The sequence below is a fragment of the Amycolatopsis sp. NBC_00438 genome, assembly GCF_036026695.1.
GTDB lineage: Bacteria > Actinomycetota > Actinomycetes > Mycobacteriales > Pseudonocardiaceae > Amycolatopsis.
Genome location: NZ_CP107923.1, coordinates 7,964,491 through 7,978,994, shown reverse-complemented (window position 1 = coordinate 7,978,994; position 14,504 = coordinate 7,964,491). Strand labels below are relative to the sequence as shown.

The window sequence follows — 14,504 nt, the reverse complement described above, 5'->3', positions numbered from 1 at the left end:
GGGAACGCGAGCGGAACACGAAGTGAAAACCGTGGCCGAACCAGCACGAACCAGGTCAGAAAGTAACGTCCGAGCACTGGTAGAACGCGTTGGCCGTGTCGGCGATGTCCCAGACGGCGAGGATCATGTGCCGCCCGCTCTTGCCGGCCGGCAGCTTGCCGCTGTGCGACACCGTGGTGCCGGGTCGCTGGCCGTTGAAGGGCACGGTCAGGAACGGCGTGGTGTCCAGCTGCGCCCGGGTGAGCGGCGCCGAGGGGTTCCAGCCGTTCCTGGTGACGAAGTAGCGGAACGACGTCGTCGAGTGGGCCGCGGTCAGCGTCCACTTGAACGTGTAGGTCGCGCCGCTGGTGAGCTTGGTGGCCGGCCAGGTGCCACCGCGCTGGTCGTCGAGTTCGGCGAAGCGTGAGACGCCGGCGGAGCAGAGCTTCCCGTCGGCGGGCCCACCGCTGGGGAAGTTCTTCGGGCCTTCGGTGCTCTGCGGTTCGTACTGGATGGCGCCGCAGCCGGTCACGGCGCCGGTGCTGCACTTGTACGCCCGGCTGGGCGGGGTGGTGGTGTAGCCGTGGCCCCAGGCGACACCGGTGAACAGGAGCGGAAGGGCGAGAGCGGCTGCGACGGCGAGGACGAGCTTCTTGACCATGTGACTCCTCTCACAACAGGTACCCCAGAAGTGTGAAGAATTCACGTCAATGGTTCAGACCACCGCCCGGCCCAACTTCACCACCGCGAGGCTGGTGCCATCGGTCCAGACAATGGACCGAAAGACGCAAGGAGTAGCACCCACCGGAACACCGAGAAAAGCACAGGCAAGCACAGAGAGAACCAGCACCAGGCAAGCGCGAAGAGAACCAGCACCAGGCAAGCGCGGAGAGAACCAGCGCTAGGCGAGCACCGAGAGGCAGCGGCAGCCCCGGAAGTCCAAGAAAGGCACCGTGGGGGGTCCGGGGGGCTCGGCCCCCCGGGTGAAACGGCGAAGGGCCTGTGTCGACGCTTTCTGTCGACACAGGCCCTTCGGAACCTGAGCGGATGACGGGATTCGAACCCGCGACCCTCACCTTGGCAAGGTGATGCGCTACCAGCTGCGCTACATCCGCGTACAGCGTCCTTGCGGCTGCTGTGAGAAGAACTCTATACCCTCGCCAGACTGCTCCGATGAGCGGGTCCCCCAGTGCCCTGACCCGGTGCTTCGGTGTCACAGCTGGCGTACAAGGGGTGACGACGGCTGATTCCCTCCGTATGGTGTCCCCATTCGACCGAGTGGGGAGACCTTCGGGGAGGAGGTGCCGGGCCGGATGACCGAGCTGGGCACGGTGCCGCCACCAGCGGCCTCGGAATCCGACGAGCAGGCACTGCTGCATCGACTTCGAAACGGCGAGGACGCCGCGTTCGGGGAGCTGTTCGAGCTGCACGCCGCCGCCGTCCGGAGACTCGCGCAGAGCCTGGCGTCCGACCGGTCCGAGGCCGAGGACATCACCGCGGAGACGTTCTTCCGCGTGCTGCAGGCGCTGCGCCGCGGCTCCGGTCCCCGGGACTACGTCCGCGCCTACCTGCTGACCGTTGCCCGCCGGGTGTCCTGGGAGTGGCACGGCGCGCGCCGCGACGTCCCGGTCTCCGACGACGAGCTGACCTTCCGCGCCGGTGCCGGCGCGGACACGCACGCCCGCACGGCCGAGCACACGCTGATCACCACCGCGTTCACCAGCCTGCCCGAGCGCTGGCGGACCGTGCTGTGGCAGACCGAGGTCGAGGGTGAGCAGCCTTCCATGGTCGCCACCCACTTCGGGTTGAGCGCGAACGCCACCGCGGCGCTGGCCCGCCGGGCCCGCCAGGGGCTGCGCGCGGCCTACCTGCAGGCCCACCTTTCGGTGAACCGCGGGCCGGACTCCTGCCGCGCGGTCGTCGAGAAGCTCGGCGGGTTCACCGCGGGCAGTATCACCGGGGCCGAGGCCGAGCGGATCAAGGCGCACCTGCACGGCTGCCCGTCGTGCCGCGCCACCCAGGACGAACTGCGCGACGTCTGCTCGTCGCTGCGCGCTCACGCCGGTGTGCTGGTGCTGCTGGTGCCGGCCGCTGGGGCCGCGGTCGGCGGCAGCGGGGTGCTGGCCGGGATCGGCGCCACCGTCAAGGGTGTCCTGGTCGGCTCGAAGGTCAAGATCGGGCTCGCGCTGGCGTCGACCGCGGCCGTGGGTGCGGTCGGCGTTGCCGCCGGGCCGGTGCTGTTCGGCTCGGCGCCGGTGCAGGACGTCGGGCTGACCGGCGGCGCGCCGGAGCTCGTGGTCGTGCCGCCGAGCGGGGCGCACCACCAGCCGCCGCCCCAGCCGCAGCAGGACCCGCGGATCGGCATCGGTGTGCTCAACGGCCGCGGCACCGGGATCGCCATCCCGGGCCGGGCGTCCCGCGGTGGTGGGAACCAGCTCGGCGCGAACGAGGTGCCGAGCGTGCCGAGCGGCGACGTCCCGGCGGGCACCACCACCTCCGCCGGCGACACCGGGAACGGGACCGGCGGGCTCGCTCCGCGGGACGATGAGGAAGCCCCGTCGACGTTCAGTACCCCCGACCACTCCTCGACGTTGCCGCGGCTCGACACGGAGACGCCGAGCCCGGACCTGACCATCACCGAGTCGAGTGACCCCGACGTGCCGGAGAGCGCCGACGCGCCCGAGCTGTCGCCGACCGGCCGCCCGACGGGTTCGCCGACCGAGACCACCAAGCCCGAGCCGTCCGGCGACGACTCCGCGGCCACGGACCCGTCGGCCGAGCCGTCCACGACGGTGACGCCGACTTCGGGCAAGCCGTGCCCGAGCAGCACCTCGGAAGTCACCGATTCGGGCGAATCACCGGATTCGACGGCGACCGCGTCGGCGGGCTCCTGAACAGCGGTGATCAACTCCGCGTGGCGGGATGTCCGATTCCGCCCTCGCGCGGGCGAGGCCGCGCACGGTACCGTGGTGACGCTCACCCTGCGGGCGGCCCGGGAGGCTACTGAATGAACCGGCTGGTGCGCGGCGAAGACGGCCGCGACTGGGTGGTCCGTGCCCAGATGGAATGGCGGGCACCGGCCACGGCCGACGACTTCGAACACGACGTCGCGGGCACGTACGGTCCGGGCATCGCGATGATCGTGGTGACCGTGCTGCTGGCCGTGATCCTCGTCGTGTGGACCCCGGACCAGGTCAGCGTGCCGGCGTGGGTGCTGCTCGCGCTGCTGCTGGTGATGCTGTTCTTCCCCCTGCGGTGGATCCTGCGCCGGCCGTGGACGGTCGTCGCGGAGACCGAGGGCGACATGACCGGCGACCGGCCGTCCGAGCGCTGGGTCGGCACCATCCGCGGCATGTTCACCGTGCAGGGTGAGGTCAAGAAGATCTCCAAGACCATCCAGCGCCACTCGCTGCCGGACTTCGACGGGCCGCTGCACCCGGTCGAGTAGCCGGTACCGGATTTCGGCCGAAAGGGTGAGACTGAGGGCATGCCCGAGTTACCCGAGGTCGAAGCGCTGGCCCACTACCTGCGTGAGAACGCGGTCGGTCGGACGATCTTCCGGATCGATGTCGCATCGCTGAGCGTGCTGAAGACGGCGACCCCGCCGTGGACCGACCTGCACGGCCGCGAGATCACCCACGCGACCCGGCACGGCAAGCACCTCGACCTCGTCGCCGGCGACCTGCACCTGGTCATCCACCTGGCCCGCGCGGGCTGGCTGCGCTGGTCGGACGGGCTGTCCGCGACGCCGCTCAAGCCGGGCAAGGGCCCGATCTCGCTGCGGGTGCACCTCGAGTCGGCGACCGGGCCGGGGTTCGACCTGACCGAGGCCGGCACGAAGAAGGGCCTCGCGGTGTGGATCGTCAAGGACCCGCAGGAGATTTCGAGCGTCGCCCGCCTCGGCCCGGACGCGCTGGCGCTGGACGCCACCCAGCTGCGGGAGCTGTTCGCCGGGAAGAACACCAGGCTGAAGTGGGCGCTGACCGACCAGTCGCTGATCGCCGGCATCGGCAACGCCTATTCCGACGAGATCATGCACCGCGCGAAGCTCTCGCCGTACGCCACGATCGGCAAGCTCGACGAAGGCGCGCTGGAAGTCCTCGCCGAGGCGATCCACGAGATCGAGGCCGACGCCGTCGAGCGCTCGGTCGGCCAGAAGGCGGCGCGGCTGAAGGGCGAGAAGCGGTCGGGGCTGCGGGTGCACGCCCGCACCGGGCTGCCGTGCCCGGTCTGCGGCGACACGATCCGCGAGATCTCCTTCGCCGACAAGTCGTTCCAGTACTGCCCGACCTGCCAGACCGGCGGCAAGCCGCTGGCCGATCGCCGGATGTCCCGGCTGCTGAAGTAGCGCCGACCCGGTGCGTGACACGCGTGGTCACGACGTCACGCACCGGATTCCCCCATTCGGCGGCAGGTGCTCCGCCGTCGCCGGTCCCCACACCGGCACCCCTCGGTCGCGGTCCCCGAAACCACGCCCTTCCTGCCGATTTCCCCGGGATCGGCGGAACAGCACAAGCTTCCCGCGCGTTGCTGACTGTGACCATGGGGGCCACCACCCGACTCTTAGTAGGGTCATCCCCACCCTCGGTCGTCACGTTTGAACAGAAAGTGGGATCAGGCCTTGCACCCGGTTGGTCGAGCGCAGAGCATGGACGCCGTGTCCGGGTTTCCGCTTGCGCAGATCGTCCCGTGGGGTCTCGCGGTGCTGCTCGGCATCGTGGTGATCGTGCTGCTGTTCAAGCAGCGGAAGCCGGCCAGCGTCGTCGAGGACGCCATGCTGCAGGCGGTCCACCGGATGTCGAAAGCCGCGCCGAACCTCCGTTCGGGCCTGGACGAGGACGCCGCCGACAAGATCACCACGCAGCTGCTGCAGATGCTCGACTGCGTCGCCGTCGGCATCACCGACAGCGAAGGCACGCTGCTGTCGTGGGACGGCGAGGCGAACGAGCACTACGTCGACCTCGTGGACGCGATCAGCGCGGCCATCCGCAAGCACCGCCGTGAGGTCGTCGCGCACGACCGGATGCCCTGCAACCACCGCGGCACCTGCCGGATGAAGACCGCCGTGATCGTGCCGCTGCTGGTGGAGGGCGAGACCGAGGCGGCGCTGATCGTCGTCGGCCGGACCCGCGGCCGGCTGGTGCAGATGGCCGACGCCGTCGCCCAGTTCGTCTGCACGCAGTTCGAGCTGTCCCGGCTCGACGAGTCGAAGCAGCAGCTGCAGCAGGCCGAGATCAAGGCGCTGCGCGCGCAGATCTCGCCGCACTTCGTCTACAACGCGCTGAACACGATCTCCGCGCTGATCCGCACGGACCCCGAAGAGGCGCGAGAGCTGCTTCAGGACTTCGCCGACTTCACGCGCTATTCGTTCCGCTCGTCGGGCATGTTCACCTCGCTCGCCGAGGAGCTGCGCAACATCGACCGCTACCTGACCATCGAGAACGCCCGCTTCGGCGGCCGGCTCGAGGTCCGGATGAAGATCGCGCCCGAGGTGCTCAGCGTCGTCGTGCCGTTCCTGATCATCCAGCCGCTGGTGGAGAACGCCGTCAAGCACGGCCTGGCCAGCAAGCCCAGCGGCGGCTGCGTCACGGTCATCGCGCAGGACTACGGCACCGAGGCGCTGATCAGCGTCGAGGACGACGGCATCGGCATGGATCCGCGGCGGCTGAAGGACGTCAAGAACGCGCACAGCACCGGCGCGCACGTCGGGCTCGGCAACATCAGCCAGCGCATGCAGCAGGTCTTCGGCAACGACTACGCGGTGATGGTCGAGACCGCACCCGGCGCCGGCATGAAGGTGACGCTGCGGGTGCCCAAGTTCGTCCCCGGCGTCCGGCCCAACATGCCGGACTACAGCTCGGACGCCGATGCCGACGTCCCGTCGCAGGGCGGTCCGTCGCAGCTCAACAGCGCCGAGGCGAACGGCGTCAACGGCACCCGGTCCGGCATCCTCCCCATGGGCTGAATCCGGCTAGCCTGGCGTCATGAGCGTTACGGACAAGCTGGCTTCGCGGATCCCGGGTCTCGCCGACCGGGTCGAGCGCAAGGACGTCGTGGCCGTGGTGAAGCTGCACGGGGTGATCACGCCGTCGCCGTCCCCGCTGGCCAGGGGCGCGATCAACCTGAACGCGGTCGAGTCCGCGCTGACCCGGGCGTTCGGCCACGAGCGGCTCAAGGCCGTCGCGTTGCTGATCAACTCGCCGGGCGGCGCGCCGACGCAGTCCGGCCTGGTCGCCGAGCGGATCCGGCAGCTGGCCGACGAGAAGGGCGTGCCCGTCCTGGCGTTCTGCGAGGACGTCGCCGCCTCCGGCGGGTACTGGCTGGCCTGCGCGGCCGACGAGATCTACGCGCACCGGACGTCGATGGTCGGCTCGATCGGCGTCATCAGCGGCGGCTTCGGCTTCACCGGGCTGCTGGAGCGCTTCGGCATCGAACGCCGGCTGCACACGGCGGGCGCGAACAAGTCGCGGCTCGACCCGTTCTCGCCGGAAAAGGCCGAAGACGTCGAGTGGCTGAAGAAGATGCACACCCAGCTCCACGACCTGTTCGTGACCTGGGTGAAGGACCGCCGCGGCGACCGGCTGACCGACACCGAGGACCTCTTCACCGGTGACGTCTGGCTCGGCGCGAAGGCCGCGGAGCTGGGCCTGATCGACGGCCTCGGCAGCCTCCGCCAGATCATCACCGAGCGCTATCCGGACGCCGACATCTCGGTCGCCGAACCGAAGCGGCCGCTCCTGGCCCGCCTCGGCATCGGTGCTCCGGCCGCCGCCTCCGCGGTGCTCGACGCCGTGACGCAGAAGGCCGCCTGGTCCCGCTTCGGCCTCTGACCCTCTCCTCCTCGACGGCCTTGTCGCCGTCGAGGTCTGGCCTTCTAAGTGAATCGCGGTTAGGCTATGTGAATCAGCGCTAGGCAACCGGACCGCAAAGGAGCGGCGGATGCACCTCACGCAGACCCTCCACCAGGCCGTGCAGCAGGGACCCGACCGGCCGATGACCGAGTTCGGCGACCGGGTGCGGACCGTCGGCGAGGTCGCCGGCCGGGTCGCCCGGTTCGCCGGGGCGCTCAAGGAACTCGGCGTCGGCGCCGGTGACCGTGTCGGCATCCTCGCCCTCAACTCCGACCGCTACCACGAGTACCTCCTCGCGACGCCGTGGGCGAACGCCGTGCTCAACCCGATCAACATCCGCTGGAGCCCGGCGGAGATCGCCTACTCGCTCACCGAATCCGACACGCGCGTGCTGCTCGTCGACGACGCCTTCGTCCCGATGGTGCCGAAGCTGCGCGAAGCCGGCGTGACCACGGTCGTCCACATCGGAGAGACGCCGACGCCCGGCGGGATGCTGGGTTACGAAGACCTCGTCGCCGGCGCCGATCCGGTCGACGACGCCCGCCGCGGCGGGGACGACCTGCTCGGCGTCTACTACACCGGCGGCACCACGGGCACGCCCAAGGGCGTCATGCTCAGCCACCGCAACCTGCTGACGTCGGCGCTGGGCAGCCTCGCCACCGGCCGGTTCCTCACCGCCCGCGGCAAGCTGCTGCACGCCGCGCCGATGTTCCACCTGGCCGACGGCGCGGCCTGGGCGGCCGGGCAGCTCGTCGGCGCCACGCATGTGATCGTCCCGATGTTCACCCCGGTCGGCGTGCTCGAGGCGATCAGCGGCCGCGGCGTCACGGACACCCTGCTGGTGCCGACGATGATCCAGCTGCTCGTCGACCACCCCGGCGTCACCGAGTACGACCTGACTTCGATGAACCACGTCGTCTACGGCGCCTCGCCGATCTCCGAAGCCGTGCTCGACCGCGCGCGCAAAGTCTTCCCCGGCGCGGGTTTTGTGCAGGCGTACGGCATGACGGAGCTGTCGCCGGTCGCGACGCTGCTGTCGTCGGAGGACCACGACGACCCCGCGCTGCGCCGGGCCGCCGGTCGCGCGGCGCCGCACGCCGAGGTCCGGATCGTCGACGCCGACGACGTCGAGGTTCCGCGCGGCAGCGTAGGCGAGATCGTCTGCCGCGGCGACCACGTGATGCTCGGCTACTGGAACCGTCCCGAGGAGACGGCGACCGCGTTGCGCGGCGGCTGGATGCACACCGGCGACGGCGGCTACATGGACGAGCGCGGGTACGTCTTCGTCGTCGACCGGATCAAGGACATGATCGTGTCCGGCGGCGAGAACGTGTACTCGGCCGAGGTGGAGAACGCGCTCGCGCGGCACCCGTCGGTGGCCGCGTGCGCGGTGATCGGCGTGCCGGACGAGCAGTGGGGCGAGCGGGTGCATGCCGTCGTCGTGCTGCTGGACGGCCGGGACGCGACGGGTGACGAGCTGCGCGGCTTCTGCCGCGAAGCGATCGCGGGCTACAAAGTGCCGCGCACGTTCGAGTTCACCGACGCGCTCCCGATGTCCGGCGCGGGCAAGATCCTCAAGCGCGAGCTGCGCAAGCGCCACTGGACCGACGGCGACCGCGGGGTCCACTGAGTTGTCCGCACCCGCTCGCGGCACCCGGCCGCGCAACCGCCGCGCGCTGATCGTGGCCGCGGCCGCCGGGCTGTTCGTCCGCCGCGGCTACCCGCACGTCGCGATGGGCGACATCGCCGACGCCGTCGCGATCGGCCCGTCGGCGCTGTACCGGCACTTCCGCGGCAAGCAGGAGCTGCTCGCCGCGGTGGTCGAAGACGCGTTGACCGCGCTCGCCGTCACCGGCTTCGCCGACCTGGCGGCCGGCGCGCTCGACCGGCGGGACGTCGGGGTCCTGTGGCAGCGCGAGTCCCGCCACCTCGAACCGGCCGAGCGGCACCGCGTCGGCGAGCCCTTGCGGCGGCTGGCGGGGCAGCTCACCGGGCAGCTGCGGGACCGGCGCCGGGAGCTGACCGCCGATCAGGCCGGGCTGCTGGCCTGGTCGGTGCTCGCGGTGCTGGTCAGCGTCTCGTTCCAGCGCGTCGGCCTGCCGCGCCCGGCCTACGACGAGCTGATGACGTCGCTGGCCGGCGCGGTCGCCGACGTCCGGCTCCCGGACCTGGGCGAACGAGCACCGGAGCCGGTCGTCGAGCCCGCGTCCCGGCGGGAACTGCTGCTGACGACCGCGACCCGGCTCTTCGCCGAGCGCGGCTTCCACAGCGTGGCCATCGAGGAGGTCGGCGCGGCGGCCGGGATCGCCGGGCCGAGCGTCTACCACCACTTCGGCAGCAAGGCCGAGCTGCTGCTGACGGCCCTGCGTACCGGGGCCGACGCGCTCGGCGAGGGCTTGCGGACGGCGTCGCTGTCCGAGCTGCTGCGGTCGTACGCGGGATACTCGTTGGCCCACCATGACGTCGTCGACCTGCTGATCACCGAGGTCGGGCTGCTGCCGGAACCCGAGCGGCACGAGCTGCGCCGCACTCAGCGCGAGTACGTCGAGGCCTGGGTCCGGCTGCTGCGCGACGTCCACCCGGACTTGGCACGCGTGCGCGTCCAGGCTGCGCTTACGGTGGTCAACGACGTCGCCCGGACGCCGCACCTGCGCGCGCTGCCGGGAGCCGAGGACGCCGTCCACGTCATCGGGTCGGCCTTGCTCGGACTGTCCGATTCGGGTACTTCGGGGCATACTTTGTGACCTGTATCACTCTTGCTTCGTAACGCCTCTGGCGATCACCGAGCTCCGGGAGGTCTCCTCGTCAACGGGCTTTGTTGTGACCCGCAACAAATCCGGATCGACGAGGAGGTCGTCCCCGATGCCCCACCTCTCCCGCACCTCAAGACGGTTGGCCCTCGGTGCCCTGGCCGGCGCCGCGCTCATCGCCATCCCGCTGACTTTGCCCGCGTCGGCGTCCATCCCGCCGCCCGACTCCGGCTGGACGACGGTGTTCGCCGACGACTTCACCGGCGGCTCCGGCGCTTTGCCGTCGGGCTCGAACTGGATCATCGACACCGGCCACGCCTACCCCGGCGGCCCCGGCAACTGGGGCACCGGCGAGATCCAGAACTACACGTCGAGCACGTCCAACCTCGCCCTCGACGGCTCCGGCAACCTCCGCATCACGCCGTTGCGCGACGGCGCGGGCAACTGGACGTCGGCGCGGATCGAAACCCAGCGCGCCGACTTCAAGCCGCCGGCGGGCGGGGTGATGCGGATCGAGAGCCGCATCCAGATGCCGAACGTCTCCGGCGCCGCCGCGCTCGGCTACTGGCCGGCCTTCTGGGCACTCGGCGGGCCTTACCGCGGCAACTGGTGGAACTGGCCCGCCATCGGCGAGTTCGACATCATGGAGAACGTCAACGGGATCAACTCCGTCTGGGGCGTCATGCACTGCGGCGTCAACCCCGGCGGCCCGTGCAACGAGACCACCGGCATCGTCAACAACCGGGCCTGCCCGGGCGCGACCTGCCAGGCCGGCTTCCACACCTACCGCTTCGAATGGGACGCGAGCGTCAGCCCGCAGGTGTTCCGCTGGTTCGTCGACGGGCAGCAGTTCCACTCGGTCAGCCAGAACCAGGTCGACTCCACGACCTGGGCCAACATGACCGGCCACGCCGGCTACTTCGTGCTGCTGAACGTCGCCATCGGCGGCGCGTTCCCCAACAACAACTCCGGCACCACGACGCCGGGCGCGGGGATCGTGCCGGGGCACCCGATGGTCGTCGACTACGTCACGGTGAGCACCCGCGGCTCCGGCGGGGGCGGCACGACCACCCCGACGACGCCGCCGACCACGACGACTCCGCCGTCCGGCGGGAGCAGCGCGTACAGCACCATCCAGGCCGAGTCGTACACCCAGCAGAACGGCCTGGCCAAGCAGACAACCACCGACACCGGCGGCGGCCAGAACATCGGCCCGGCGGGCAACGGCGACTGGGCGCTCTACCCGAGCGTTGACTTCGGCAGCAGTGCGGCGACGAACTTCCAGGCGCGCGTGGCGTCCGGTGCCTCGAACGGGGTCAGCGGATTGGTGGAAGTCCGGCTGGACAGCTTGTCCAACGCGCCGATCGGGAGCTTCGCTGTCGGCAGCACGGGCGGTTGGCAGACCTGGCGGACGGTGCCGGCGAACACCAGCGCCGTGACGGGCGTGCACAACGTGTACCTGACGTTCACGAGCGGCCAGCCCGCCGACTTCGTGAACCTCAACTGGTTCACCTTCGTGCATTGATTACGAGGGACCCGCGGGCGGCGCTGTCGCCCGCGGGTCTCTCACTTCAGGCGGACGGGGGCTGGACATTGCACTCGGCAATGGGCAGGATGCGTTTCACTGTGAGTGCTCACGATGACACCCGGAAGCTCGTGGTCCTGGCTGTGGACGACGAGCCTCGAGGTCTGGACGAACTCGTCCACTGCCTGACCAACAGCCCGCACGTGGCGAAGGTGTTCCCGGCGATCGACGCGTCGGAGGCCCTTCGGCTCCTGTCGACCGACGACCCGAGACTACGCGACCGCAAGGAGCGTGGCCTGCCGATCGTCGACGCCGTCTTCGCGGACATCGACATGCCCGGATTGTCCGGGATGGAGATGTCCCGCGTGTTCGCGGCGTTGCGGCCCTCGCCCGCGCTGGTGTTCGTCACCGGGCACGCCGAAGAGGCCGTCAACGCCTTCGACCTCGGCGCCCTGGACTACGTGCTCAAGCCGTACCAGCAGGATCGCCTCGACCGCGCGATCCTGCGTGTCATCGAAAAGCTGGCCTCGGCCGCGGCGCCGGCCCCCGGCGCGGCCGGCGGCGAGCCCGGCGTGAAGAACGACGACGAGGTCATCCCGGTCGAGCTGGCCGGCACCACCAAGCTCATCCCGCGCTCCTCGGTCCGCTGGGTCGAGGCCCAGGGCGACTACGCGCGGTTGTTCACCACCGAAGGCAGCCACCTGGTCCGCATCCCGCTGGCGCAGCTCGAGGAGCGCTGGGAGAAGGCCGGCTTCGTCCGGATCCACCGGTCGTTCCTGGTCGCCCTGCCGCTGATCACCGAGCTGCGGATGGGCCAGGGCGGCTACCAGGTCGTGATCGGCAACGAGGAGAAGGTGCTGCCGGTGAGCCGGCGTCACACTCGCGCGCTGAAGGACCGGCTGGTCGGTTCGGGCCGGAACGGCTGAGCCGGGACCGGTCATGACCGAAGACTTCTACGACCGCCGCGCGAACGGTGTGCGCGAGCCCGATCCGACCCTCGGCCGGCGGCCGCAGCGGCCGTTGCCGCAGCCGACCGAGCGCGCCGTCGTCGAACCGCTGCCCCCGGCCCCGGCGGACGAGCCGCCGAAGCCGGAACACCACGCGAAACCCAAGCGCGAACGCGTGATCCTCAACGACCCGCGGCGCGGCGCCTCCGGCACCCTGAGGGCCCGCGTCGAGCTGGAGGAACAGACCAGCTGGGGGAAGCTGCTCGTCCGGGATCACCTGGTGAAGGTGCAGCTGCGGACGGCGTTGCTGCTGTCCCTGCTGGTCGTCGTCGTGTTCGGCTCGCTGCCGGTGCTGTTCTACCTGCTCCCCGGCTTCTCCCGGCTGACCCTGGCCGGTATCCCGGTGGCCTGGCTGATCCTCGGCGTGCTGCCGTTCCCGTTCCTGTTCGGCGTCGGCCTCTGGTACAACCGGCTGGCCGAGCGCAACGAGCGCGCCTTCGTGGACATGATCGAAAACTAGTTTCGCGCCTCCTCGTGCGAGGATTCCTCCGTGCAGCTGAACCCGTGGGCGTTGACCGGCATCGTGCTGGTCGCCGTGGCGACGTTCTACCTCGGGCACCGCTCGTCGCGGTCGGCCACGAGCACCCACGACTTCCTGGTCGCGCGGCGCACCGTGCGGTCGCGGCGCAACGCCGCCGCCATCTCCGGTGAGTACCTGTCCGCGGCGTCGTTCCTCGGCATCGCCGGGATCGTGCTCAAGGAGGGCGCCGACGCGCTGTGGTTCCCGATCGGCTTCACCGCGGGCTACCTCGCGCTGATGCTCTTCGTCGCCGCGCCGCTGCGGCGCTCCGGCGCGTACACGCTGCCGGACTTCCTGGAGATGCGGCTCGGCTCGATCGGCCTGCGCCGGTTCTCCACGGCGTTCGTCGTGTTCATCGGGATCCTCTACATGGTCCCGCAGCTGCAGGGCGCCGGGCTGACGCTCGCGACGATCCTGCCGGTGCCGGCCTGGGCGGGCGCGGTCGTCGTGATGGTCCTGGTGGCGTTTAACGTGATCGCCGGCGGCATGCGCGCGATCACCGTCGTCCAGGCGTTCCAGTACTGGCTCAAGCTGTTCGCGATCTCGGTGCCCGCGTTCGTGCTGTGCATGGTGTTCTTCTCCGGTGGCGGCCCGGACGGCTTCCGCCCGCTCGGCACGCCCGCGCCGCCGGTGTTCACCACCGACACCACAGTGGACGTCCAGACCGACGTCACCCTGCACGTCACCTCGGACACGTTCCTCTACGCGTACGGCCGCACGGACAACGGCCCGGCCGCCGGGCCGACGCACTGGACCCCGCTGGCGCCGCACACGGTGTCCGAGGGCACCAAGCTGAAGTTCCTGGCCGGCACGCCGGTGCCGGTGGTCACCGACTCCGTCGCCGACAACGGGGACTGGCTGCACCCGGGCTCGGGCAGCCTGACCGACCTGCTCCAGACGTACTCGCTGATCTTCGCGACGTTCCTGGGCACCATGGGCCTGCCGCACGTGCTGGTCCGCTTCTACACCAACCCCGACGGCAAGGCCGCGCGCCGCACCACGGTGCACGTCCTGCTGCTGCTCGGCCTGTTCTACCTGTTCCCGACGCTGCTGGGCGCGTTGTCCCGGATGTACGTGCCGGAACTGCTGGTCACCGGCAAGACGGACGCGGCGATCCTGCGGTTGCCCTCGGCGATGCTGCCGGGCATCGGTGGTCAGATCCTCGGCGCGGTCACCGCGGCCGGCGCGTTCGCGGCGTTCCTGTCCAGCACGTCCGGTCTGCTGGTGAGCGTCGCCGGGGTGGTGTCGACCGACCTGCTGCCCGGCCGGGTGCGGGACTTCCGCGTGGCGACGGTGCTGGTCGCGCTGTTCCCGATCGGGCTGGCCGTCGCGCTGCGGCCGGAGGACCTCTCGCTGTCGGTGGGGATGACGTTCGCGCTCGCGGCGTCAACTTTCAGCCCGTTGCTGGTGCTGGGCATCTGGTGGCGCAAGCTGTCCTGGCCGGGTGCGCTGGCCGGGATGTTCGTCGGCGGCGGGCTGGTGCTGGCCGCGCTGATCGTCAACATCGTCAGCGGGTACACCGGGGGCTGGGCGCCGTGGTTCGCCACCCAGCCGGCGTTGATCACGGTGCCGGTCGCGTTCGTCACGACGTATCTGGTCAGCCGGGTGACCGGGTACGGCCGGCCGGACCACGTGCACGACATCATGCTGCGCCTACACGCTCCGGACCCGCTCGGCTTCATGCACGACCGCGCTGTCGCCCGATTCGGTCAAGCCGAAGAGAAGACCCGGGTCGCCGGTCGGGGACGGCACCGCAAGTAATTCGCTGACTCGCCGTGAGAACGCATTACCCGATCGAGTGATCACCCGTCCGCTAAACGGACATCCCACGCGAATCCCAAGCGGAATTTCTACGCAAGGTCAAGCGCCCGA

Annotated in this window: 12 protein-coding genes and 1 tRNA gene; 11 read left to right on the top strand and 2 right to left on the bottom strand. The window is 70.4% G+C overall.

The features are described 5' to 3' along the window. Positions 1–55: 55 nt before the first annotated feature. Together OG494_RS36365 and OG494_RS36360 are read right to left on the bottom strand one after the other, a co-directional pair. Entirely contained in the window at positions 56–640 is a 585-nt protein-coding gene (locus OG494_RS36365) for a lytic polysaccharide monooxygenase auxiliary activity family 9 protein (protein ID WP_328446494.1), read from the bottom strand. Positions 641–1,021: 381 nt separating this feature from the next. Beyond that, a tRNA-Gly gene (locus OG494_RS36360) sits at positions 1,022–1,094 on the bottom strand. Between the two features lie 198 nt (positions 1,095–1,292). Here OG494_RS36360 and OG494_RS36355 point away from each other — a divergent pair. The 11 genes from OG494_RS36355 (at position 1,293) to OG494_RS36305 (ending at position 14,393) form a co-directional block, all read left to right on the top strand. Next, positions 1,293–2,873, top strand: a complete 1,581-nt coding sequence (locus OG494_RS36355; protein WP_328446493.1) for a sigma-70 family RNA polymerase sigma factor — start codon at positions 1,293–1,295, stop codon at positions 2,871–2,873. 113 nt (positions 2,874–2,986) lie between these two features. Beyond that, positions 2,987–3,427 carry a DUF983 domain-containing protein gene (locus OG494_RS36350; RefSeq protein WP_328446492.1) on the top strand — a complete coding sequence of 147 codons (441 nt, stop codon included), beginning with the start codon at positions 2,987–2,989 and terminating at the stop codon, positions 3,425–3,427. A 39-nt stretch (positions 3,428–3,466) separates the two neighbouring features. Continuing rightward, positions 3,467–4,327: an Fpg/Nei family DNA glycosylase gene (locus OG494_RS36345; RefSeq protein WP_328446490.1), complete on the top strand. Its 861-nt coding sequence runs from the start codon at positions 3,467–3,469 to the stop codon at positions 4,325–4,327. Positions 4,328–4,627: 300 nt separating this feature from the next. Then, complete coding sequence (locus OG494_RS36340) at positions 4,628–5,944, top strand: histidine kinase (RefSeq protein WP_328446488.1); 1,317 nt, start codon at positions 4,628–4,630, stop codon at positions 5,942–5,944. A 19-nt stretch (positions 5,945–5,963) separates the two neighbouring features. After that, a complete protein-coding gene (locus OG494_RS36335) occupies positions 5,964–6,809 on the top strand; it encodes a S49 family peptidase (protein ID WP_328446485.1) in 846 nt (281 codons plus the stop codon). 52 nt (positions 6,810–6,861) lie between these two features. After that, positions 6,862–8,460 (top strand): long-chain-fatty-acid--CoA ligase, encoded by a 1,599-nt coding sequence (locus tag OG494_RS36330; protein ID WP_328459130.1) that lies wholly within the window; start codon positions 6,862–6,864, stop codon positions 8,458–8,460. Position 8,461: 1 nt separating this feature from the next. Further along, on the top strand, positions 8,462–9,574 hold the full coding sequence (locus OG494_RS36325; RefSeq protein WP_328446483.1) for a TetR/AcrR family transcriptional regulator: 1,113 nt from the start codon (positions 8,462–8,464) through the stop codon (positions 9,572–9,574). 118 nt (positions 9,575–9,692) lie between these two features. After that, positions 9,693–11,105: a glycoside hydrolase family 16 protein gene (locus OG494_RS36320; protein ID WP_328446481.1), complete on the top strand. Its 1,413-nt coding sequence runs from the start codon at positions 9,693–9,695 to the stop codon at positions 11,103–11,105. 89 nt (positions 11,106–11,194) lie between these two features. Then, the gene (locus tag OG494_RS36315) at positions 11,195–12,031 is read left to right on the top strand and encodes a LytR/AlgR family response regulator transcription factor (RefSeq protein WP_328446479.1); all 837 of its coding nucleotides are present in this window, start codon (positions 11,195–11,197) and stop codon (positions 12,029–12,031) included. A gap of 13 nt (positions 12,032–12,044) precedes the next feature. Beyond that, positions 12,045–12,572: a hypothetical protein gene (locus OG494_RS36310; RefSeq protein WP_328446477.1), complete on the top strand. Its 528-nt coding sequence runs from the start codon at positions 12,045–12,047 to the stop codon at positions 12,570–12,572. A 30-nt stretch (positions 12,573–12,602) separates the two neighbouring features. Beyond that, positions 12,603–14,393 carry a sodium/solute symporter gene (locus OG494_RS36305; protein ID WP_328446475.1) on the top strand — a complete coding sequence of 597 codons (1,791 nt, stop codon included), beginning with the start codon at positions 12,603–12,605 and terminating at the stop codon, positions 14,391–14,393. Positions 14,394–14,504: the final 111 nt, after the last annotated feature.